This is a genomic window from Aureibaculum algae (genome assembly GCF_006065315.1).
Lineage (GTDB): Bacteria > Bacteroidota > Bacteroidia > Flavobacteriales > Flavobacteriaceae > Aureibaculum > Aureibaculum algae.
The window spans coordinates 738,928-762,734 of record NZ_CP040749.1; the positions used below are offsets into that span (position 1 = coordinate 738,928).

Consider the following 23,807-nt stretch of genomic DNA (forward strand, 5'->3'; position numbering starts at 1 on the left):
TATTGTGATGTGTAAATTTAATTATTTTAAAAGAAAAGACAAGGCCCTCAATATGAAGACCAAGTCTTAACTAACTCAATATAAATATGAAAAATAAATAAAGCATGTATTATTCTGTTTCAATGTTAATAATACCTCCGTCTTTAAAAATAAGATGATCAACAAAATAGCTATTAATTTTTTCACCATTGACCTCAATGCTTTTTAGTTTTCTACCTTTATTTGGATTTTGGATTATTATATTTTTTCCATTTTTTAAATTCCATTTTATTTTTTCAAAAATAGGAACAGAAACTAGATAATTACTGTCGGCAGGTGATAATGGGTATAGTCCCATGGCTGCACATACATACCATGAAGACATTTCACCGGCGTCATCCATACCACTATAAGCAAGTCCGTGTTCTCCAACGCCATAAAAATCTTTTAAAATTCTGTCTATAATAATTTGTGATTTTTCAGGCTTATCTATAAAATAGTAAGAAAATGGAGCTTCATGATCTGGCTGGTTTCCGTGGCAATATTGACCAATAAAACTAGATACATTTCGAGCTATATGTTCTGGATTCCATGGTAGCGTAAAAAAAGAGTCTAATTTTTGTTCAAATTTTTCTTTACCACCATAAAGTTCTACCAATCCTATCATATCATGTGGTACATAAAAAGAAACTTGCCATGCATTCGCTTCTCGATACATATATTCATAATATGGATATTGAGGATCAAACGGCGTCACCCAAGCTCCATCTTCTAATCTTCCACGCATAAAATTGGTTGATATGTCAAATACGTTTTTATAGTTTTTAGACCTTTTTGTTAAATCGTTATAACGGATTGTATCTTTTAATTCTTTAGCCAATAATGATAGGGCATAATCATCATAAGCATATTCCAATGTTTTTGAAACTCCTGCTGCATCAACGGTTTCTACAATGGGATTTTCAACTTTAGACTCTGGGATATAACCTTTTTCAATATATTCTTTTAACCAAACTCTACCATCTCGATTTTCACTTTCTTTATAAGCATTTTGAAGTAATAACTTATATGCTTTATTCACATCAAAGTCATTAATTCCTCTAAAATAAGAGCCAGTAATGAATGAAGCCCCATGATCACCGTGAAAAAAAGTTGGGACATAACCAGTCAATTCACCAATATCCATCAAAGTTTTAATAACATCATTGGTTACTTCAGGTTGTAATAAAGCTAATAACACTAATTTATTCCGATAAGTATCCCACAAAGATGGAATAGTGTAATAGTTGAAATTTTCTTTCCGAGTTTTACCTGTTACATCAATAAATTCTCCGTTGATGTCACTACGTAAGGCAGGCCATAATACGGAACGGTATAGCGTAGAATAAAATAATTCTATTTCCTTATCGCTGCCACCACTTACTTCAATTTGTGATAAAAATGTGTTCCAAATCGATTCGCCTTCAATATGTGTTATGTCAAAGGTTTTTGTGCCAATTTCATTATTCATATTCTCAGCCGCATTTTTAGAATTGACAAAGGATATTCCTATTTTTAGGATAATCACTTGTTCATTTGTATCTGTCAGATTTAGAATGGCATACCCCTCTCTTTTACCCTTTTTAACAATTTCAAGAAGATCAATATCAGTACTTAGGTTAACAGAAAAATAAATTGTTTCCTTACCCATTTTTTGAAATCCTTCAATGGTGTTTTTTCCAGTGTGGGAAATATCCCAATTATCTACCTTGTTATTTGCTTTTCCTAAATCAAAAAGTATCCTTTTACCATCTGTATCCTCAAAGGTGTATTCATGAATAGCGGCACGCAAAGTAGAAGTGAGTCTCGTTTTAATATTATAATCTTCTAAAACTACTTCATAATAAGCTGGGGATGCTTTTTCTTTATCATGTGAGAATTTCGATTTAAAGGGATATTGTGCATTTTTAGATAGTGGTAAAATAGGTATGTTACATAAATTCCAATGTCCTTTATTAGTATGAGTAAATCCCAAAATTTCAGTATCTTCATATTCGTACCCTGCTCCTGATCCATATTCTGTAATGGGACTTACCTGAACCATTGCATTAGGTAACGAAGAACCAGGAAAAGTAAGGCCCGCCCATACCCGCCAATCTTTAGGTGGATTATATCCAATATGTTCTGGGCTAGTAAGCGGGGCAGTACCATGAAATGGGTTTACGTAAGATGTTAGATTAATAGTTTTTTTATCAATTTTAGATTTTTTTTTATCTTCTTCCTTACAACCAATAAATAATATAGAAATAACAACCAGTAAAATAGCGTATCTAGTATTTTTCATAAAAAAAGGAGTTTAAATTTCCAATAGTTCTGGATGCGATTGATAAGTTTTCCAAAGCAATTCACCAAAAAGAGTGTTTGCCCAAGCAAACCAAGATCTGGTAAAGTTCTTAGGATCATCAACGTGAAAGGTTTCATGCATAAAACCGGTTTCACCATGGGTAGCTTTTAAAGTTTTGATACATTCTTTAATTTCATTAGGATCAGTGCTTGTAAGTGCTCTCATAGTTGTAGCCATGGGCCATATCATTTTCAGTCCTACATGTGGTCCGCCAATACCTTCGGCAGCTTTCCCTTTAAAAAAGAAAGGATTGTCTAAAGACCAAACAAACTCTCTTGTGTTTTGATATACCCAGTCGTCTTTATCAACGGCATCTAAATAAGGCAATGATATTAAGCTAGGGATATTTGCATCATCCATAAGTAAATGGTTTCCATAACCATCAACCTCAAAAGCGTATATGTCTCCATATTTAGGGTGGTTAACAATACCATGTTTTTTTATGGCTGTTTCAACTTCATCAGCAAGTTCATTTAGTTCATTTGCCAAAGAATGATCACCTTCAATTTTTTTAATCATTTCAGCAGCCTGTCTTAAGCTAACAACAGCAAAAAAGTTAGAGGGTATTAAAAATGAAAATAGCGTGGAATCATCACTAGGTCTAAAAGCAGAGCATATTAAGCCGACCGGTTTAACCGGATATCCATAACCTTTTAAATTTCTTGTGTCAGTACCTTTTGGGGTTGTTCTTTCAAAAGAATATGGGTTTGAACCATCCTTTTCTTGTTGTTCTATAAAAACTTTTAACGTAGCTTTTATTGCCTTTTTCCAATCTTGGTCAAAAGGGGTTGTATCACCGGTAGTTTTCCAATAATTATAACCTAATCTAATAGGATAACATAACGAATCAATTTCATATTTGCGTTCGTGCACCCCTGGAAGCATTTTAGTATGGTCTGTTGTCCATTCCCCTTTTTTATTAGGGTCATTATAAAATGCGTTTGCATATGGGTCTTTTAATATGTATTGAGTCTGTCTATTGATAACACCTGCAATAAGATCTTTTAGGTCTTTGTCTTGATCTAGAAAAGCCATATATGGCCAAACTTGTGCGGAGCTGTCACGTAACCACATGGCATCAATATCTCCGGTAATAACATAAGTGTCTGGCTTATTATTCTTTTTAGTAAAAGTTACTGTGGTGTCCAATGTATTGGGAAAACAATTGTTGAATAACCACCCTAACTCTTTATCTTTTACATTTTTTTGGAATTCTTCAATGGCGCTTTCAACAGATTTACTTTCAAAATTTCGTTGTCTTTTTGGAGTTCGAACTATTGGGAAATTCTTTAAAGAATTGGTTGCTGTCAATTGAAATGGATCAAGCATTGTTAATCCACCCATTAATGCTGTATTTCTAATAAATTTTCGTCTTTGCATTTTTTTTATTTTAATATACCTTCGTTATCAAGTTTTGCTGCCGCTTCAATAAGCATCATACCACTCAATTGTGTGGTAAGATCAACCACATCGGTGGGTTCTTTTTTCCAGTTAGGACCTATTAACATTTCAGGTCTTTTTATTCCATTGTTATAGAGTGTCGTTGCATTAAATTTGAAGAAACTAACAAAGGCTTCTTTTTCATTCGCATTAATGTTTTGTAGGGTGATTAATTCTGTGAAATATCGAACTAAAATTCCTTTAAACAAACCACCGTCACCTTGACCTTCATCTCTCATGAGGCCTTCAGAGGTTAATTTTGGACTGCTCATCATGGAAGTAGCCGATTTTAGGGCTTCGTTTAGATATTTCTGTTCGCCTGTTTCATTATACAGTCTTATATTAGCTCCAATCCAAGTACCCACATTATATGTAAAAATCCAATCTTTATTCGTTACAATTTCCCCATTTTTTTCAGAAATGTTGTCCCATACTAATCCCGTTATCGGATCTACGAGATTTAATTTTTCCCATTCATAAATGGACTTTGCCCATTCTAAATATTCTATATTTTTATCTAAATTGTAAAGTCGCATGGCCAAAATAATAGCTGGACCATTTGAAACGGCATTTTTTTCTTTTGGAGTGTTTTTTTTCCAAGTAATTCCACCACCGAAAACATCGCTATGACTTAAAATGATATCGTTCCATAGTAATTCAGCTAGTGATCTGTATTCTTCATCATTAGTGGCTTGGTATGCTCTTACTGCAGCATTACCTAACCATAACATGTCATCATTAAATACATTTGAATAGCTCCCTCCATTTTTGGATTTGATTCCATTAATCAAACTTTTCATTTTGGAGAGGTATTCTCCGTGACCTGTACGAAGGTATCCATCAACTAGTACATTTAGTACATGTGCATTCGGCCAATAATTAAATGAAGTATTGCCACCACTATTTGCTTGATAGGTGCCTTCAGATCCTAGATAGGTGTTGTAGAAAGAAGTTTGCACAGAATCTGCGGCTAATGACCATTCAATTTTCGCTATTGGTTCTTTATCATATGGGTCTCTTAAAGGAATTGCTTCATCTGAACACGAACCTAAAAAACACACACCTATGATAAAGGCAGTCAAATATTGTGTAATTAAATAATTCTTCATAATATGTTTTTTAAATACCTCTTCTAAGTGTATTTTAAAATAGAAGAGGTATTGTTATTTATAATGCTGTTATTTTATGCGTGTAGTTAGAAATTGAAGCTTTAAAGTTGACTTCAATATCAGCGTTTTTATTATCAACATTACCATTAAATTTAAAACAGTTTGACCAGTAATCATCACTTACTGGCATCATATACCAGAATGATTCTGAAGTGTCATCATTAGGACGTTGATTATCCCCATTTGCACTGCCAAACCATTCGTCTTGACCATCTATGGTAAATTTAAATTTATAACGCTCATCTCGTCCCCAGCCTTCTTGTTTAAATTCAATTAGCACATTTGAAGCTTTCCAAGTACCATTGCCAGAATAAATGAAATCGTATAATAGTTCTCCTTTTGGGGGAAACCACAAATCAATTTTTTGTACTTCTGACATTATTACTGAGCCGTCACTGAAATCAATTTTGATTCTATAAACTTTTTCAGCATCTGTATATGTAGTAGAACCGTTTTCTTCTAGGTCACTATCATTGATTGAATAAACAAGAGCATTGTCTGTTTTTCTTGTTATTAAATGATAATCTCCTGATTTTAATGAAGTATAAATTTCGTATTTAGTAGCTCCGACTTTTTTGAATGGAAGGGCAGTTGAAATTTCTGCACCACCTTCTGTTGCTGAACCTGAAATAAAAAGTTCATCAGGCATTGGAAATCCAGCAGGGCGTTCAACATCAAAAATACCTGAAACTTCTGATTTTTGAATATCTAACCCTTTTGAAGACAGTACTGTCCATTTTAATTTCCCCGTTTTTTTAGATTCTATACCAGCCATTTCTGCAATTCTATTTAAATCCGTAAAAGAAATATTTAAAGTTCTTTGAAGTCCTTTACCATCCGAGGGTGTTACGTAAATAGGGTTTGAAAAATCACCAGATTCAATATCAAAAACGACATCGTAAAGTACCACTCCATTGTCTTCGGCTTTTGCTGCTTGCCATTCAAATAGAGCGGAGCTAGCAGCACCTAGATTAAAGAATGAATTGTCTGTAGGTGAATATAAAGTAGTTACAGAAGAAACATTAGTGTTGGAAATTGTTTCATTGTCATCACAACTAGTTACAAATATTGAAAGTGCAATTAGTATTATTTTTGAATATATTGTTTTCATTTGTTGTTTTTTTAATGTTATTGGAATTTAAGATTTTACCAACCTGGATTTTGACTTAAGTTGGTGTTGATAAGTCGTTCATCTCTTGGTATTGGCCAGAGATAATGCTTGTTAGGATCAAAAGTTCTAAGGTTTGCTCTGATATATCCATCATCTTGAGAAATAGGACCAAATTTTGCTCCATGTGCCCATCCATTTAATACGGTTTCTGCAGTCTTCCAACGTCTTATATCAAATATTCGAAGCCCTTCAAAGGCCAACTCAACTCTTCGTTCATTTCTAATAATTAGACGAAAGTCGCTTTGATTCAATGAAGCATCAAAGTTAAGTGCTGGCGGATCTGTAAAGCCGGCACGGTTTCTTAATCTCTTAATAGTAGTTTCCCAGATTGTTTTATCAAATGAATTTAATTCATTTTTAGCCTCTGCATACATTAACAATATATCGGCATATCTTATTAGCATCAAATTTAATCCCGATGACAAACTGCTTTGATGAGTTGGATCAAAATATTTACGCCAATAGTATCCTGTTGGTGTGGCTGAAGAGCCTGGAACATATTCATCGGCAGTATTAGAACCTGGTTTTATTAAAATGGTTTGTGTACCTCCTTCAGGATTTTCCCATTGGTATCCATCATACACTACGGTGTAAGTTAATCTTGGATCCCTATTTATATAGGGATTGTTTTCGTCATAATTAGAATCAACATCGGTAATTTTTTTACCATTTATCATTAAATAACTGTCCACCAATTCTTGTGTGGCAGCTATAGCATTTAATCTTGCTCCTGCTGTAAGTGGCGCCATATCGAAATATTCATTCCATGTTCTATATTCAGGGACATATTGTAAACTTAAAATATCTTCTGAATTATACTCATTCTGAGGAAGAAACAATCCTTCATATGACGAAAACAATTCGTAAGAGCCATTTTCAGTTGTGTTAATTAATTTTTCACATTCATTAACAACAGCTTGCCAATCTCCTTCATATAAATGCACTCTTGCTTTTAGAGCAAGAGCTGCTCCTTTAGTAATTCTACCTCGATCAGATTCTTTATATTCGGTATTAGTAGGCAATACTGTTGCTACATAGTCTAATTCATTTAAAATAAATTGTAATACTTGTTCGCGTGGTGTACGACTAATTGTCTGTGCTTCTTCAATAGTTAAATCTTTTTCAATTAGCGGAATATCGCCAAACCATGTCATTAATTGAAAATGTTGAAAGGCTCTTAAAAACCTAGCTTCTGCTTTTATTCTGTCAATGATTGTGGCATCCGTATTTGAAATACGATCAATATTTTCCAATAATAGATTACAGGTTTTGATACCCGCATATCTATTGTTCCATTCATCTTTAAATCTAGCGAGAGAAGCGTCGTGGGTTCCTGAACCCAAAGAAGCGGCACCAGCAATATCGCCTCTACCATTATAGGCATTATCAGAAATTGCTTCATTATAAAAAAAGAAATTGCTGTTTTGAATTTGTGAATAAGCCGTATTTAAGACAGTTTCAGCTTTACTAATACTTGTCCAATAAGTGAGGTCTGTGAACTGATTTTCAGGTGCAAGGTCTAATTCCTCACAACTTAACAAAAGTAAGACCATACATGAAATAATTGTAATTTTATGTGTTATAGTAATTTTCATAAGTATAGAGTTAAAAGGTTATGTCCAATCCAAGTCCGTAATAAACGAGTGTAGGGTACGCCCTACCGCTATTCCCACCTGATGAGCTCAAATTGCTGTTAAATTCAGAAAGTTCAGGGTCAACAAACTTGACTTTTGAAAGCGTAAGAAGGTTTTGACCGGATAGGTAAATACGGTAACTTTTCATACCTAATTTTTCAGTAACGTCTTTTGGCAACGTGTAACCAATTTGGAGGTTTTTTAACCTCGCATAGGCGCCATCATATAAATACATGTTAGAACCACGTCTAAAGTTATTGGTAATGGATTGAGTTCCGGCATTGGCTAAACGAGGATAGTAGGCATCAGTATTTTGTGGTGTCCAAAAATCTAACTGGTGTGTATACATTGTTGCTCCATAATTAACGTGAAAAGGCTCTACTAGTTCTCCTCGTATCATCATTGTCCTTTTGCCAACACCTTGAATAAACATACTTAGGTCAAACCCCTTGAAGGAAACATTATAAGTTAGTCCGTAAGTGAATCTCGGGAATGGGTTTCCGAAAATAAATTTATCTTCATCATTGATTACACCATCTTTATTTAGATCGACATAGCGATTGTCACCAGGAACTACAGTTAATCCTTCAGGGACAGCAGCATTTTCAATTTCCTCAATACTATTAAAAATCCCATCCCTTTTTAAACCTACATAAGAATTGAAAGGTAATCCTTCACGCAACAGTACTTGTAATTCAGCTACACTGGTTAGCTTTTCATTTCCTTGAAAATCTAATACTTCATTTTTAGAATCACCTAAACTAAAATTAAGACTATGTTTGAATAAATTACCATAATGCTTATAGGTAACACTTAGTTCCCATCCTTTACTTCCTACTTTTCCTGCATTAAAATCTGGTAAATTGGAACCATAAACACCAGGTACAGCAGGTGGGACCAAAATATCTGAAGTGACTTTGTTAAAGTAATCAAAAGATAAAGTTAATGCACTACTAAAGAAATCGACATCAGTCCCTACATTAAAAGTTGCGGCTTTTTCCCACTGTATATCGGGATTGGCAAAATTGTATCCAGTACCGCTAACACCGGTATTATTGAAGCCGTAAGCATTTTGAAAAGTAAAATAAGTAGTTTGGTATTGGTAATTTCCTACATTTTGATTACCCAATATACCATAAGAGGCACGAATTTTTATATTACCTAATTTTTGCTTATAATCATTTAAAAAAGCCTCATTGGTAATATTATAACCTAATGAAACAGAAGGAAAGAAGCCCCAACGTTTTTCTTTTCTGAATTTAGACGATCCGTCATAACGGAAACTAACTTCAGCAAAGTATTTATTGTCAAAGCTATATGCGGTTCGGCCAAATAAGGAATTTAAACTGTTTTTAGAAGAACTTTGGTTCGAGTTATATGAATTGTCACTTATTTCGGTTTCAGAAGTTGGAGTTCCTAAATCTGGGTCGGTATATTTCTTGAAAATACCTATTCCTCTGTCTGAATGGTTTTCATTAGATGCACCGACAAGAACGTTTAATTCGTGTTTTTGAATAAATATTTTTTCAAACTCTAATATCAGTTGAGTGTTCAAGTCAAGACTTTTTCGGCTTGTATCATCGGTGTTGTTATCAGCTCCATACACTCCTTTAGGAAAAAAATCAACCGTTTTAGTTCTGGAAAATTGATTACTTGACCATAATCGACCGCCAAATACCCCCCTAAGTTTTAAAAAACTCGTTAATTTTAATTCTGCAGAAAGATTACCAAATACATCATCATTATCGTATTTCCTATAGCCACCTTGCTCCAATATACCTAATGAATTAAATTCATTAAGAATGTCATTGGTTAAATAGTTGCCATCTTCATCTTTCTGCTTATAATACAAAGGAACCCGAAATGCATCTACCATTATATTACCTGTACTTGAAGAGTGATCGATAATTTTTTGTTTTGAATACGACAGGTTAGAAGTTAATTTGAAATTACCATATTCATTGGTGAGGTTAATTCTGTAATTATACCTTTCCATTCCTTTTGCAGGTCCCACAAAATTACTACCTTGGTTTAAGTATCCTACAGATACTAAATAGGTAGAGTTTTCATTACCACCAGAAACAGATAAATTATGATTTTGTTGAAGAGCATCATTAACAATTTCATTGGCAAACCATTCATTGTCACCGTCAGCTTTAAATTTTGCAATCTCTGCCGATGTAAAGATAGCCGAGCTTTCATTTGAGTTGTAAGATGCTTCATTCCTTAATATGGCATTTTCATACCCATGGACTGGTTTTGTGAAGTAGTAAGGTGAATTATAACCCACTAACCCATTGTATGAAACGGACATAGCAGTGTTTTTATTTCCTTTTTTTGTAGTAATTAATATTACGCCATTACTGGCTCTGGAACCATATATAGCAGCACTACCAGCATCTTTTAAAACGGATACATTTTCAATATCGGTTGTATTCAAAGCATTGATATCACCACCAACTATACCGTCTATTACGATGAGTGGAGCATTACTTCCTAAAGTGCTAATACCGCGAATGTTAATACTTAGACCTGCTCCTGGTTCAGAATTGCGTTGTTGAATTGTTAGGCTAGGAGACTGACCCTGTAAAGCTTGGGTCGTATTTATTGATGCTCTTCCTTTAAAAGCACCTTCACTAACTTGGTCAATTGCACTTACTACTTTAGATCTTTTTTGCGTTCCATATCCAATAATGACAACTTCGTCTAGTGCAGCTGCACTTTCATCCAATATTATTGAAATGGTTTGTCGACCATTAACTGGAATTTCTTTTGTTTCATAACCAATAAATGAAATTTGTAAAATGGCGTTATTTGAAACTGTTATTGAGAATTTTCCGTCATAATCAACGGTTATTCCGTTTTTCGTGCCTTTTTCGATAACATTGGCTCCGAATAATGGTTCTCCGTCAGCTCCAAATACCGTTCCATTAATTTGATCTTGTTTCTTTTTAGAAGTTGACGAAGGTTTGGGATTTAACGTGTCGTTTTTATTAAGACTTTTTTTTAATAATACCTTTCGATTGTCAATTTCATAAGAGGTCTGCTCATCTTTAAAAAGTAAATTTAATACTTCTTTAATAGATACTTTGTTAACGTTTAAGGACACTTGACGTGTCAAATCTATTGAATTTGTATTGAAAATGAATTTAAATTTAGTTTTTGCTTCAATTTCAATTATAACCTTTTCAACTGAAGTATTTTTTACGCTCAAAGAAATTTTAGTCTTCTGAGCATAAGAAGTATTAGCCTGCATTACAAGGTTTATCGTAAGCAAAAATAAAATAGATAGCTTCATTTTTAAGTCAAATTTCAAGACCCAAGGAAAATAGTCCTTAGACTTTACTGTTTTTTTCATAATTTTGATTTTTTATTAGTGATTATTCAAGTTAGTTTAATCATTTTTTATGTCGGAAAATGTTACAGCATTTTCCGATTTTTTTTTTTAAAACTGATTGATGTTGAATTAAGCTTTACCCATAGGCATCATAATTTTAGTTTATTATAATTTTGTTATTTATTATTTTAAATTCAATTGAATAAATCTTATTAAAATAACCTAATACTTCTTCAATAGTATCTTTGTCAATTTCTATGGTAGCGTTAAAATTCTCATTCGCCAACTTTTTATTATTATTAACTATAGTAATATTATAGGCACGTTCTAATTTTTTTATAATTTTATTAAAGGGGGTGTTTCTAAAAATTATATTACCATTTATCCAAGCTGTATATTCATGAGTATCTACTCTTTCCGTAGCGATACTTTTTAGCGTTTTGTTAAATGAAGCCTTATAACTAGGTTCCAACATTTTTTTATTGTTTGATACATTCAGACGCACGGAACCATCTACTAATACGACTTCTGATTTATTATCCTCATCGTAATTTGATACATTAAATTTTGTTCCTAATACGCTCACATTCATTTCGTCGGCAGTGACCACAAATGGGTGATCTATATTGTGGGTAACGTCGAAATATGCTTCTCCTTTCAAAAAAACTTGTCGATTTGAACCTTTAGAAAAATTTATAGGATATTTTAAAGAGCTACCTGAATTAAGAAAGATATTTGTACCGTCAGATAGAACAACATTAAATCGTTTTCCATAGGGGACATTTAAAGTATTGAATTTTAACTTTTCTCCAGAGTCATCATTAAAATATATCAATTGAGTTCCTTTGTGTATCCCAATTATACCTCCATTTTGGTTTACGATGTCGGAATTTTTATTTTCTGAGATAATTTCAATAGCACCATTATCTAGTTTTAACGTAATGTCAGTAATTTGAGGGACATTTTCTTCTAAACTTTTGGTGTTAAAAAATCCTTTCTGATATGAATATAGAATTGCCATAAATAGAATAGCTATGGCAGCATATTTTAATACTGAATTTATGCGAAAACGGTATGAAATACTTTTATCCTTACGCATATGTTCTTGTAATTTTTCTTTTATTTTCTGGCTATCGGGATTGTTCATGCCTGAAGTAATAGCAAGGTGGGTTTTTACATATTTTTTAAATGTTAATTCACTTTCAGGATTTTGTAACCATTTATTAATCATATCTAATTCAGATGAATTTGCTGAATTATTTAAATACTTTATAATAAGAATTTCTATTTCTGGTAATTTCATATTTACATCATGCTAATATTTACTATAACAAGTAAAATTTAAGACACCCTTATTTTTTTTATGTAATTATTGTAGTTTTGTAAGAATTAACAGCAAAAAATTATTGTATCAAAAATTATGAGTATAAAAACGGATTTTAATGAAAATGCTGTTTTAATAGAACATTTAATAAAAGGGGAAGAAAAGGCATTCATGTTTTTAATCGATAGTTATCATAAAAAATTACATACCTATGCTTTAACTTTAATTGGAAATTATTCAATAGCTCAGGACATTGTTCAAAATGTATTTTTAAAAGTTTGGAAGAATAGAAAAAGACTTAATAGTAATCTCTTAATTAGCAGTTTTCTGTATAAATCTGTCTATAATGAATTTATAAATGAGTATCATAAGAATAAAAAAGTAATAATATTACAACAGCAATACTATGATTCATTATCTGAGGTAATGGAAGAAGTTGACATTGAAACTTATGAAATTTTGTCAAGTTTGGTTACGGAGGAAATAAAGAAATTACCCCCCAAATGTCAGAAAATATTTATTCTAAGTAAAAAAGAAGGTCTTACATATAATGAAATATCTGAATACTATAATATATCTGTAAAAACGGTAGAAGCACAAATGTCAAAAGCTTATACGATTATTAGGAACAAATTAGGAGATAAGTACAAAACGATTTTTATCATACTTTTTGAAAAAAATATAAATGTTTTACATTGATTAAAGAGTTATATAGTGCTTGAAAACTAATAAAGACTTTTGTCAAAAAAATATTTTTATACTTTTGTTTTATTATTTATAATAAAAATTTTGCTGTTTTGTGTGGTTCAATAAGGTTATGCTTAAAATGTAATTAAAGCTAAATTATTCACAAATACTTTGAACAATTACTTCAATAATAATTTACATAGTTAGTTTTTTAATCTAAATGTAAAAATGAAGTTTCTTTTGTAAATAGCAGGCCTATAACTTCATGTTTAAGAGCTCTTTTTCTAATAATTCTCTAGTCGGCATTTCAATTACCCAATTTGAATTAACTCTTCCCACAATTTCATAATTTTTCGTTTTACTTAATCCTTAACCATGTTTTAATACCGCTCTAATAAATAGTGATATTCACATATGACATGCATCTATTGAGTGATTAATAACTAAATAATGAAACTGATTTGGCTTTCGAAAAATATATAAATTAACGGTGTCAGTATTTCCAAAAATAGTTCGGAGAAAAAGTAAAATTAAATCCGAAAAATATTAAGAATTTTGAGAAACAGGAAAAATCCCCTATATAAAAGGGGGGAAATCCTATTGATTTATGATTTTATTTAATTTAAATTGCTGTGCTTAACAATATTGTTGCTAAATCATACTTATTTATAAATAAAACCACTCAATTATGCCTTGGTACAACGATCTCCGTCCAATCTCTGATGATAAGAAAATTGATTATGCTTTAATTTTTCCTTCACTTAATAACGAAGATAGACAAAGAATAATAAAGGATGTTCTTGAGTTACGAGTTGATCTAAATGAAAAAATTCCAAGTAAAAATTTGGACAAAAGTCTCTTACTCGCTTCTTGGAACATTAAAGAATTTGGACATTTAAAAGAGAGAATTCCTGACTCCTATTTTTATATCGCCGAGGTAATCAACAGATTTGACCTCATGGCTATTCAAGAAATCAAATCTGGTTTGGATGATCTGTTCATCATAATGAGATTACTAGGAAGTAATTGGATTTATACTATAACGGACATTACGGAAGGAACAGATGGGAACAAAGAACGATTTGCATACATTTATGATTCTCGAAAAGTGAAACCTTCAGGTTTGTCTGGAGAAATTGTTTTATGGGATAAACTGACCGAGAACTCGGAGGTAAAACAACTAAAAAGATCACCAGCAATTACAGGGTTTATAGCAGGTTGGAAATCATTTTCTTTATTAAACATTCATTTACAACCAGGAAAAACAGATTCCAATAAGAGATTAAGAATAGAAGAAGTTCGACTTTTAATGGAGGCCATAAAAGAGAAACTAAAAAAAGGACACTTTTGGAATGAAAATTTAATCATGCTTGGAGATACTAACTTATATAAGAATGATGATGATATTGTAGAATTAATTAATAATACTGATTTTAGAGAGGCTGAAAATTTAGTAGATAAGGTTACTAATGTAAGTGAATCAGAAGTTTATGATAGAATATTCCTAAATGTTGATAAAACATTTTTTCATTTGGTAAAAGATAAAGACGGAAAAGAAAATGGAAACGTGTACAAACCGTTTGAGGTAATTTATACAGAAGATAAGAGAAAGGCATATCATAATTTTATGTTAGCACATAAAGATGATCCAACCACTTTAGTTTCTGATGAAACATTTGAAAAATATTATCATCAATACTGGAAGCGAAATCAAATTTCAGATCATAATCCAATTTGGATTGAAATTGAAATAGATTCATCTGATGAATTTTTGAAAAGTAAGTTGAATTAATATACTGGAAGTTAATTTGATAATCCAATCAATAAAAATAATAATTTGAAGACATATAGGGTAGATTCAAAATACAGATATACATAAGCTGTGGTGAATAAGAAAAAATGAAACTTTTTAAGAAAAATAAAAGAGAAAATAGATTCTTAACAGTGTACAAGACAATTTCTCAATTGGAAACAGAATTATTAAAACTCACGACCAATGCAGGATAATTATATTTATGTTGAAAACGTAAAAGAAAGTGATCTTCTAAAAGCACTTCAAGACTTAGCAAACCTTTATTCTAACACAGGTTTTACAGACGAAATCAATCTTTATCGTAAAAAAGACAACTCTGATTTATATTCAATCGTTTTTACAAATTTACCTGATTTTGATAGATTTTCATATTTTGTAAATTGCCTATACCTCCCTATTGAATTGGATAATTTTGAACCTAAAATTAGAGGGTTTTATCAAGTCAAAAATATAACAGATGATCTAGTATTCAAAACAGGAAATTGGATCCAATTGTTTATGACAAAGAATGATACTGGCGTAGATGAAGTTAGTGTTGCAAATGAAATTAATGAGAATTATAATTTTGATTTTGGAGGTCATGTGAAAAAATTAAATAAAAAGCTAGAAACTTATCATTTTATAGAGTTAGATTTAAACGATTATTATTTTGTGAAAGTTATAAAACCAAATAAAAAGATGAAATCAACTAATTTAGAATTAAAACCTTGGTGGAAATTTTGGTAAGATTACGCCTTTTCATTCTTATAAAAAAAAGCGGAGACATGCTCCGCTTTCCTACTAACTCAAAACTACAGTCAAATGTAAAACTGTAAACTTTTAACTTATGGCGATGTAAAATAAATATCATTCTTTTTAAAAATTATTCTCAACTTCTGCCGCTTCTAGCATAAAATAATGTAATTCTGTGTTTTTTATAAATGGTTTTAGCATGTGGCTTCCTGGTCCAAACATTGCTAATTCTACATAATCAGCCGAATGTTTCATACTAATCCAACCTACCGAATTATGTTGTTGTTGAATTTCGGCTAATACTTTAAAAGGTAGATGTCTGGGATTGTACAATCCATCTTCAGTTTTTAAATCGGTATAATAACTTAATAACTTTTTCGCCTCATCATCAGAAAGGATAACATCATTGGCATATTTTACACGTTCTTTTATTCGAGACATAGAAGTTTCTTTTCCTAAACCTTTTAAAATCCAATCATTGGTATGTTTATAATGTTGAATAGAATCAAAATTATCATTAGCTTCATTACCGTAAATTAAACCTGGATTTGCATTACCATGATCTGTGGTTATAATCACTAAAGTTTCTTCATCCTTAGTTGCGAAATCAATAGCTACCTTTATGGCCTCATCATGAGCAACCTGATCTCCAATAAGACCCGAAATATCATTTCCGTGTGCTGCCCAATCTACTTTTCCTGCTTCTACTTGAAGTACAAACCCTTTAGAATTATCTTTCATCAAACTTATTGCTTTCTGAGTCATTTCAGCTAAACTCGGAACATTTTGCTGTAGTTCTTTACTGTTCTCTCTATCTATTGAATAAGGTAAGCCATCTTCCGAAAAGACGCCTAGAATAGGTCTATTATCTTCCGCCTCCATCATCTGCTTCCTAGTTTTAACTACTTGATATCCGGAAGATATAAAACTACCATACATATCTTTTTTATCTTTCCTTTTCTCGGAAGAAAAATAATTATCACCACCCCTCATCATTACATCAAATTTCTGCTCTAAGTATTTTTCTGCTATCTTATCTTGAGCGTGTCGTGACTTTTCATTTACGCAAAATCCTGCTGGAGTTGCATGAGTAATTGGCACAGTTGTTACGCACCCAGCTTTTTTTCCTACACTCTTAAATTTTTGCCATAATGGCATATGAGTTTCTCCTTTGGTACCCATATTTATAGAACCGCTATAAACACGTTCACCTCCACCCCATGAAGAACTTGCAGCGGCAGAATCTGTTACAATAGAACTTGCTGAAGCCATATCCATTAACCCTCTACTTACCAGATTATCCTTGTACAATTGTAACCAATTAGTCCCCACTCCCGTTTTTCTAGAGAGGTATAAGTCTGCCATATTTAAGGTACCTATACTCATCCCATCACTAATTATTATAATTATATTTTTAGCTTTTTTTCCCCTAAATGCTAATTCATTATTGTTACCACTAGCAAGAATATTGATAGGATTTAATAAAGTTGCTCCTAACGTAAGTAGCGATCCTTTCTTGAAAAATTTTCTTCTATTCATTATTCTATTATTTTTAATAAAAGTTATTCATACAATCCGTCTAATCTTTTAGTTTTTGAAGTAGTAATGCAAAGCATGAGCCTTTAATAATTAGAAAACGGAGTATTCTAATATGTATATAAAAACATGTTAAGTAATAGATAGAATAGTATGACACTATCCTATCTATTAAAATATTTATAACCTTACTTATAAAACTACGTGTAAGCAGTATCTTTAACTTCTAAATACATTTAACAAATTACAAATAATCTGGATTTTGAGTTAAATTAGGATTATACAGTATGTCATCTTGTGGAATGGGATACAGATTGTACTTATCATCAACATCTTTACCTTCGTGATCTGTATTATTAGATGTCTCCTGACCTTTCCAATCCCAATTATATCCCTTTGTAAATTTATTGAAACGAATAAGATCAGTACGTCTTACACATTCAGTCCATAATTCCCGGGCTCGTTCATCAAGAATAAAATCGAGGTTTAATTCATAATCAGAAATAGCTCCATTAGCAATATTTTTACTTGAAAAATAATTACCTGAATTAAAAGCACGGTTCCGTACTTCATTTACATAATTTAATGCTTCTGTCCTAGAGCCTCCTCCCCCACGAAGAATAGCTTCTGCCGCCATAAGATAAGCATCAGCCTTTCTAAACATTGGATATGCTACACTAACGTTCGATTCTCTTTGCTCTTCTCCGCTCATCCTATCTTTAGTTACATTTCTCCATTTTGTAAAGGTATATCCAAGAGTAATATTTTTTTCAAAAGACTTGCCTTCTCTCCAAGTTTCCTTTTGATGTGGTTGAACTGGTGATTTACTTTGATCGCCGGTAAGTGGTCCACCATAAAATAAAGCTCGTTTATCTTTTTTATTATCACACCATGGGTCAGAAGGATCATAAGGTTGATCGTCAAGATCAAATTTATTAACTAAGTTGGTTTTTAAACGTCCATTTATATTCCAGGGACTGTCATTTGTAATACCTAACTCCAATCCTTGATTTATCATAAATTTATGACTTGAATATTTAATTAAAAAATTTGTTCCTCCACTACTCTGACTATTATCAGCATCATGTGGTTGTGCCCAAATAATTTCTGGACTACCATCATTATCTTTCAAAAAGTTTTCAATGTAATTAGGAGCTAACGAAAAATTTGAATTATCAATTACTTTTTTCGAGTATTTGTATGCCTGCTCATAGTAATCTTTTTTCGTATAAACCTCCCCATTTAAGTACAGTCGACTTAAAGCAAACCAAGCAGCCACTTGATTAACTCGACCAAATACTTTTTTATCAGCTGGCATTAACTGATCTTCAATATCCAGTAATTCACTTTCTACATAATTAAATATTTCAGTTCTAGTTTTCTGTACTGGATATGTTCCATTGGGAGACGAATCATCTACCCAACCTACTGATCCATATAGATCACAAAGAAGATAATAACAGTAAGCTCTCAAAAAACGAGCTTCTGCACGCCATTGACCAACATCATTTTTAGCCTCGTTATAAACACCATAGTCCTCCATGACGTCTTTTTCTGTTTTTCTAATAAACTCATTACATAGTGCAACAGAAATCCAAAGTCGATAATACATATTACCAACAATCTCCGTGGCTGGGTTCCAATTCATTGTTATCATAGTCCAAGTTCCATTTCCACTTGATGAGTGAAATAAAACTTCGTCAGTTGGACATTCTTGCAAATAATACAGGGCACGGTTAAATGTACTTCTTCCTCCATTTTTAGAAATATCGACGTCACCATCTCCTTGGCCTTGAAGCACAAATGATGCGTAACATTTTGCTAATACACCTAAATAACCATCATAAGTTGAATAAACTTCATCCTCTAATAATGAAGTTGATGATATTGGTTGTAAATCTAATTTTTCGCAAGAAGAAAATAGAAAGAGAGCTATAAGTGAAATCTTTATGTATATATTATTTTTCATTGTTTTTGTGCTTTTAATTAAAATTTTAGATTTGCCGTGAACATGAACATTCTAGGTCGAGGGTAACTTGAACCATCAATACCACTGTAAACTTCTGGATCTATACCAGGGTATTTAGTAAGCATTAAAACATTCTGTACACCACAAGATAATCTTAAAGAACCAGCGTCTTTTATTAGTTCTGACATCGTGTATCCTACCGTAATATTATCTAACTTAAAGTAATCTCCTTTATGTAACCAATAATCGGAAAAACGATGTTCTTGAGACCATTCTGGTGTATTATCAAGAGAGTTTTTAGGATTCAATCCATAACTATCATATAGCGACTCGTTTGATCCGCGAGAAGCTGTTTCCCAAAACACATATTGTCCAAAGGCAAAATGGCAATTTAATCCAAAATCCCAATCCTTATATTTAGCAGATGTCGATAAACCACCATAATAAGGTACTAAAGAACTTTTTCCTGTATCAAACTTGTTAGAATCATTCGCATCATCATAAACAAACTCTTCAGAGCCACTAACGCTAGCGTCATAATTAGGATTATAAAATACACCGTCTAAAGGTTTGCCCGTTTCATCATCATAAACCTGTTTTGCTAAAAAGTAAGTATAAGGTGTGTTACCAACTTTATGAATTTGTGAATATCGACTAGAACCTATACTTCCTGTTTTTATATACGTATCTTCAGGAGCACCTTCATATATCGTTAATTTTTTTATTTTCGAATTATTATATGCAAAATTTGCATTCACTGACCATTCAAGGTCATCCGTTCTTAGAAGAATTGCTCCCAGTGAAAATTCAACACCATTACTTTCCATCTCACCAATATTCTGATCTAAGGTGTCCGAAAAATTACTACCTGCCGAGACTCTCACATCTTCCATTAATAAATTATCCGTAAAACGCTTATAAATATCTAAACTACCATATATACGATTATTGTTAATACCCCAATCCAGTCCGTAGTTATAGGTAGATGTCACTTCCCATTGAATATTGCGATCAAAGGCATTTGGACGATAGGTTGTATAAAAAACATCTCCAAATCTATATCGTGAATCATCTGTAGATGAGCGATATGATGCCTGATATGCATAGTTGTTATTTATATCTTGCTGTCCTGTTTGACCATAACTTAATCGAAGTTTTAAACTAGATAAGTTATCTATATTTTCTAAAAACTTTTCTTCATTAAGTTTCCAGGCAAATGCACCTGAAGGAAAATATCCCCATCGCGTTTCTGGAGCAAATCTTGACGAGGCATCTGTACGCATTGTGAAAGTAAATAAATACCTATTGTTTAAGTTATAATTGGCACGTCCAAAATAGGACATTAATGCTCGTTCTGAAGCCCCAGAAGAACCTATTTCATAAACTTCATCGTTATCATTCTTTAATACAGGTGAATTTTCATATCTACTATAATACTTCTCATAAGTGTGCCCAAATGTTACATCAAGTGCATGTATATCAGCAAAAGTATGGTTATAGTTGGCATAGTACTCTTGAATAGAAATCTTAGAATATGAATCATTTGAAGAATATATACCTATTCCTGTTCCTCCATAACCTCCCCATGTACTAGGAGAATTATCTAATACATTTCTAGAACTAGAATAATCATTTGCAGTTATACCTAAATTTGCAGTTAATGTTAAATCTTCAAACCCATGAATATTATAACTCAGTTTAAAATTTGTTGCCGTGCGGTAATTTTTAGATTCTCCACGTGCCAAGTTTATTGATGCTACCGGGTTTGAAGTATTTGTTGGTAATGTACCCATTTCATCTGCCCCAAACATATAATACCCAAGACCCATATTATTGGGATAAGTTGCATAAACAGGAGCTGTTGGATCCATAAATGCAGCAGATTCTACTGGACTTGAACTTTCTGGTACATTTCTATAAGTTTCTTTAAAAGTAATATTTGCTTTAAGGTGATCATTTAAGAAACTTGGAGAAAGGTTAATAGCAACAGTAGCTAAATCTTTCTTAGAATTCTTAATTGTTCCCTTATCACTTTGATAACCTAAAGAAACACGATAAGGTACATACGGCAGTGCTCCAGTAGCCGAAAAAGTATGCTTTTGCGTAAAACCTAATCTGTAAATTTCCTTTTGCCAGTCAGTATCACTATCTCCTAGCACTGAACCCAAATCTGGATATCTTTTTAAAAACTCAGTTCTAAATTCATCTGCATTATAAACATCTAAAGTTTTAATATTTTTATTAATTGAAAAATCACCACGATAATTAAAAGAAGGAGAAACAGATTTTCCGTCGAATGAAGCTTTACCCCTCTTTGTGGTAACTATTATTACACCGTTAGCTCCACGTGAACCATAAATTGCAGTTGAAGAGGCATCTTTTAGAACCGTAATGTTCTCTATGTCATCACTATTAAGTTGATTAAAACTTTCACCAGCTATTCCATCAACAACAATTAATGGTGAATTTGAAGCATTTAGGGATGCTCCTTGTCTTATTCGAATGGTTCCATCTGAACTTGGACTTCCTGACGGCATCGTAATTTGTAAACCTGCTACCTTTCCTAATAACAAATCTGTAGTTTTTGTTGCACTACCTCTATTATTTTCTTCAGGTTTTATGGAGACAACAGCACCTGTCGCATCTTTTTTACGAACTTGACCATAACCAATAATCACTACTTCATCAAGTTTACTAGCATCTTCATCAAGTATAATGGTTATATTTTTCTCATCACTAACTATAATCTCTTTCGTTATAAACCCAATATAAGAAGCAATTAATGTAACATTCGCTTTTGAAACCTTTATAGAAAAATTACCATCAAAATCTGAAACGACACCATTCGTAGTACCCTTTTCAATTATGTTTGCTCCAATTAATGGCACTCCGTTTATATCTTTAATATTCCCATTTATCCGAATTTCTTGAACTATTACAGAAGCATTAATGTTTTTACTTTTTTTAGCAGCTTTTATAATAATATTATTGTTTTCTGATAATTCAAAATTCAAATCATTACTTACTAAACTCAATCGAAGCAAATCTTCAACTTTTATAATACCTTTTTTCAGTTGTAACTTAGGCTTGTTTTCAAAAAGTTTTTTGGGATAGATAAAATGATAGTCTGTTTGTTTTTTAATAATTTCAAATACTTTATCAATTGTAACCATTTGGTCATGATTAATAGTTACTTTTTGTTGTGAAAAAGCAATATCTGACGTGAGTCCAAAAACTGATGTACATAATAAAAAAATAAAAGTTCTCATAATCATTGTTAAATACCGCTTTCCACGTAGGAAACGAATATTGATAATTTTAATTTTCATAAATTTGCATGGTGTTAGTTAAACATTTAATTAATACATAGTGGAGGGGCGGAGTTTGATACCGTCAAATTTCAAAACTTCGTTCCCTTTTTTTATTTATTTCAAGATTATTGTTTTTTCAATAATTGTATATTCTTTAATTATTCCAAAATTCTTAATACTAGATAATATATCTTCAATATTTTGGTCTTTGCTTAAACTTCCAACAAATTCCTCATCGCTAATTTGTTTATTTTCGAAAACTACATCTATATCATACCATCTTGATAAAACTTTCATTATTTCTCTTAATGATTTATTATTAAAGTTAAAAAGACCTTCCTTCCAAGATATTTCATTACTAACATCTACTTTTTTTATTGATGATTTTTTCGTGTCCAAATTATAATTTAACTGTTGATTTGGAATAATAATTTGTTGTCTATTACTGAAATTTACAGATACTATACCTTTAACTAAAGTTGTATAAATATTGGATTCATCTTTATATGCTTTTACATTAAACTCTGTTCCCATAACCACTATTTCTTGAGATTCATTAATTACTACAAATTTTGAATTTCCATTAATAGTACTAGGAGAAACATCAAAAAAAGCTTCACCATATACCAATTCAACTTTTCTAGTTTCTCCTTTATTGAAACTTACAGGGTACTTTAATTTCGAATCTGAATTTAACCATATTTTAGTTCCATCCGAAAGTTTAATAAAAAAATACCCCCCCCTCGGTATAGTCAAATTATTATAAGCAACTTCTCCATCATTCTTCTTTTTTGCTTCATAAATAAGTGCCTCACCATTACTCTCCGCATTTTGAGTATGCACAGTATTTCCTTTCTCTAATATGAGTTGAGAACCATTATCTAAAGTTAATATCGCCTTATTTACACCAGGGGTAATTTCATTATTTACGATGACAGGTTCATTATTTTCAATTCTATTATGAAATATTTTGTCCTTAAATAAGTAAACTGAAAAAATCAATCCAATTATCATAGCAGCCGCTGCATATCTATAACCTATTTTATTTTTTATTCTATAAGCTAATGATTTTTCCTTTTTTATTACAAAAAGTAGTTCTTCAAGTGTTTTTTTATGGTCTGGATCATTCATATTGTAAGAAATGGCATAATGAGTTTGTACAAAATCTCTGAATATTTTTTTATTTTCAGATAGCTTAATCCATTCAAAAAGCAGATCTAAATCCTTAGCAGTAGCTGACTGATTTAAGTATTTTACTATTATTTTTTCAATTTGCACAGACATCTAGATTTTGATTTCTTTATTACCTATTACAATACAAA

Annotated in this window: 14 protein-coding genes; 3 read left to right on the forward strand and 11 right to left on the reverse strand. The window is 31.8% G+C overall.

The features are described from left to right. Positions 1-109 precede the first annotated feature (109 nt). The 7 genes from FF125_RS02925 to FF125_RS02955 form a co-directional block, all read right to left on the reverse strand. Complete coding sequence (locus FF125_RS02925; RefSeq protein WP_138948372.1) at positions 110-2,302, reverse strand: GH92 family glycosyl hydrolase; 2,193 nt, start codon at positions 2,300-2,302, stop codon at positions 110-112. A 12-nt stretch (positions 2,303-2,314) separates the two neighbouring features. Then, the gene (locus tag FF125_RS02930; protein WP_138948373.1) at positions 2,315-3,742 is read right to left on the reverse strand and encodes a glycoside hydrolase family 125 protein; all 1,428 of its coding nucleotides are present in this window, start codon (positions 3,740-3,742) and stop codon (positions 2,315-2,317) included. Positions 3,743-3,747: 5 nt separating this feature from the next. Then, entirely contained in the window at positions 3,748-4,911 is a 1,164-nt protein-coding gene (locus FF125_RS02935; protein WP_138948374.1) for a glycoside hydrolase family 76 protein, read from the reverse strand. Positions 4,912-4,969: 58 nt separating this feature from the next. Beyond that, positions 4,970-6,082, reverse strand: a complete 1,113-nt coding sequence (locus FF125_RS02940) for a SusE domain-containing protein (RefSeq protein ID WP_138948375.1) — start codon at positions 6,080-6,082, stop codon at positions 4,970-4,972. A 35-nt stretch (positions 6,083-6,117) separates the two neighbouring features. After that, positions 6,118-7,737, reverse strand: a complete 1,620-nt coding sequence (locus FF125_RS02945; protein WP_138948376.1) for a RagB/SusD family nutrient uptake outer membrane protein — start codon at positions 7,735-7,737, stop codon at positions 6,118-6,120. Positions 7,738-7,747: 10 nt separating this feature from the next. Then, positions 7,748-11,134, reverse strand: a complete 3,387-nt coding sequence (locus FF125_RS02950; protein WP_138948377.1) for a TonB-dependent receptor — start codon at positions 11,132-11,134, stop codon at positions 7,748-7,750. 136 nt (positions 11,135-11,270) lie between these two features. Further along, complete coding sequence (locus tag FF125_RS02955; protein ID WP_138948378.1) at positions 11,271-12,416, reverse strand: FecR family protein; 1,146 nt, start codon at positions 12,414-12,416, stop codon at positions 11,271-11,273. 117 nt (positions 12,417-12,533) lie between these two features. On the opposite strand from FF125_RS02955, the gene FF125_RS02960 reads away from it, so the two are divergent. The 3 genes from FF125_RS02960 (at position 12,534) to FF125_RS02970 (ending at position 15,663) form a co-directional block, all read left to right on the forward strand. Further along, positions 12,534-13,136, forward strand: coding sequence for an RNA polymerase sigma factor (locus FF125_RS02960; protein WP_138948379.1), 603 nt, complete (start codon positions 12,534-12,536; stop codon positions 13,134-13,136). A gap of 676 nt (positions 13,137-13,812) precedes the next feature. After that, positions 13,813-14,916 (forward strand): endonuclease/exonuclease/phosphatase family protein, encoded by a 1,104-nt coding sequence (locus tag FF125_RS02965; RefSeq protein WP_138948380.1) that lies wholly within the window; start codon positions 13,813-13,815, stop codon positions 14,914-14,916. A gap of 204 nt (positions 14,917-15,120) precedes the next feature. Continuing rightward, positions 15,121-15,663, forward strand: coding sequence for a hypothetical protein (locus FF125_RS02970; RefSeq protein ID WP_138948381.1), 543 nt, complete (start codon positions 15,121-15,123; stop codon positions 15,661-15,663). A gap of 129 nt (positions 15,664-15,792) precedes the next feature. Here FF125_RS02970 and FF125_RS02975 read toward each other — a convergent pair whose 3' ends face one another. The 4 genes from FF125_RS02975 to FF125_RS02990 form a co-directional block, all read right to left on the reverse strand. Further along, positions 15,793-17,208, reverse strand: a complete 1,416-nt coding sequence (locus tag FF125_RS02975; RefSeq protein ID WP_138948382.1) for an alkaline phosphatase — start codon at positions 17,206-17,208, stop codon at positions 15,793-15,795. A gap of 241 nt (positions 17,209-17,449) precedes the next feature. Beyond that, a complete protein-coding gene (locus tag FF125_RS02980; RefSeq protein WP_138948383.1) occupies positions 17,450-19,174 on the reverse strand; it encodes a RagB/SusD family nutrient uptake outer membrane protein in 1,725 nt (574 codons plus the stop codon). 17 nt (positions 19,175-19,191) lie between these two features. Continuing rightward, positions 19,192-22,443, reverse strand: a complete 3,252-nt coding sequence (locus tag FF125_RS02985; protein ID WP_175418854.1) for a SusC/RagA family TonB-linked outer membrane protein — start codon at positions 22,441-22,443, stop codon at positions 19,192-19,194. A gap of 156 nt (positions 22,444-22,599) precedes the next feature. Next, on the reverse strand, positions 22,600-23,769 hold the full coding sequence (locus FF125_RS02990) for a FecR family protein (RefSeq protein WP_138948385.1): 1,170 nt from the start codon (positions 23,767-23,769) through the stop codon (positions 22,600-22,602). Positions 23,770-23,807 lie beyond the last annotated feature (38 nt).

Excerpts from the sequence above, each read along its gene's own strand:
- FF125_RS02925 (WP_138948372.1), bottom strand. The coding sequence starts at position 2,302 with ATGAAAAATACTAGATACGCTATTTTACTGGTTGTTATTTCTATATTA.
- FF125_RS02930 (WP_138948373.1), bottom strand. The coding sequence starts at position 3,742 with ATGCAAAGACGAAAATTTATTAGAAATACAGCATTAATGGGTGGATTA.
- FF125_RS02935 (WP_138948374.1), bottom strand. The coding sequence starts at position 4,911 with ATGAAGAATTATTTAATTACACAATATTTGACTGCCTTTATCATAGGT.
- FF125_RS02940 (WP_138948375.1), bottom strand. The coding sequence starts at position 6,082 with ATGAAAACAATATATTCAAAAATAATACTAATTGCACTTTCAATATTT.
- FF125_RS02945 (WP_138948376.1), bottom strand. The coding sequence starts at position 7,737 with ATGAAAATTACTATAACACATAAAATTACAATTATTTCATGTATGGTC.
- FF125_RS02950 (WP_138948377.1), bottom strand. The coding sequence starts at position 11,134 with ATGAAAAAAACAGTAAAGTCTAAGGACTATTTTCCTTGGGTCTTGAAA.
- FF125_RS02955 (WP_138948378.1), bottom strand. The coding sequence starts at position 12,416 with ATGAAATTACCAGAAATAGAAATTCTTATTATAAAGTATTTAAATAAT.
- FF125_RS02960 (WP_138948379.1), top strand. The coding sequence starts at position 12,534 with ATGAGTATAAAAACGGATTTTAATGAAAATGCTGTTTTAATAGAACAT.
- FF125_RS02965 (WP_138948380.1), top strand. The coding sequence starts at position 13,813 with ATGCCTTGGTACAACGATCTCCGTCCAATCTCTGATGATAAGAAAATT.
- FF125_RS02970 (WP_138948381.1), top strand. The coding sequence starts at position 15,121 with ATGCAGGATAATTATATTTATGTTGAAAACGTAAAAGAAAGTGATCTT.
- FF125_RS02975 (WP_138948382.1), bottom strand. The coding sequence starts at position 17,208 with ATGAATAGAAGAAAATTTTTCAAGAAAGGATCGCTACTTACGTTAGGA.
- FF125_RS02980 (WP_138948383.1), bottom strand. The coding sequence starts at position 19,174 with ATGAAAAATAATATATACATAAAGATTTCACTTATAGCTCTCTTTCTA.
- FF125_RS02985 (WP_175418854.1), bottom strand. The coding sequence starts at position 22,443 with ATGAGAACTTTTATTTTTTTATTATGTACATCAGTTTTTGGACTCACG.
- FF125_RS02990 (WP_138948385.1), bottom strand. The coding sequence starts at position 23,769 with ATGTCTGTGCAAATTGAAAAAATAATAGTAAAATACTTAAATCAGTCA.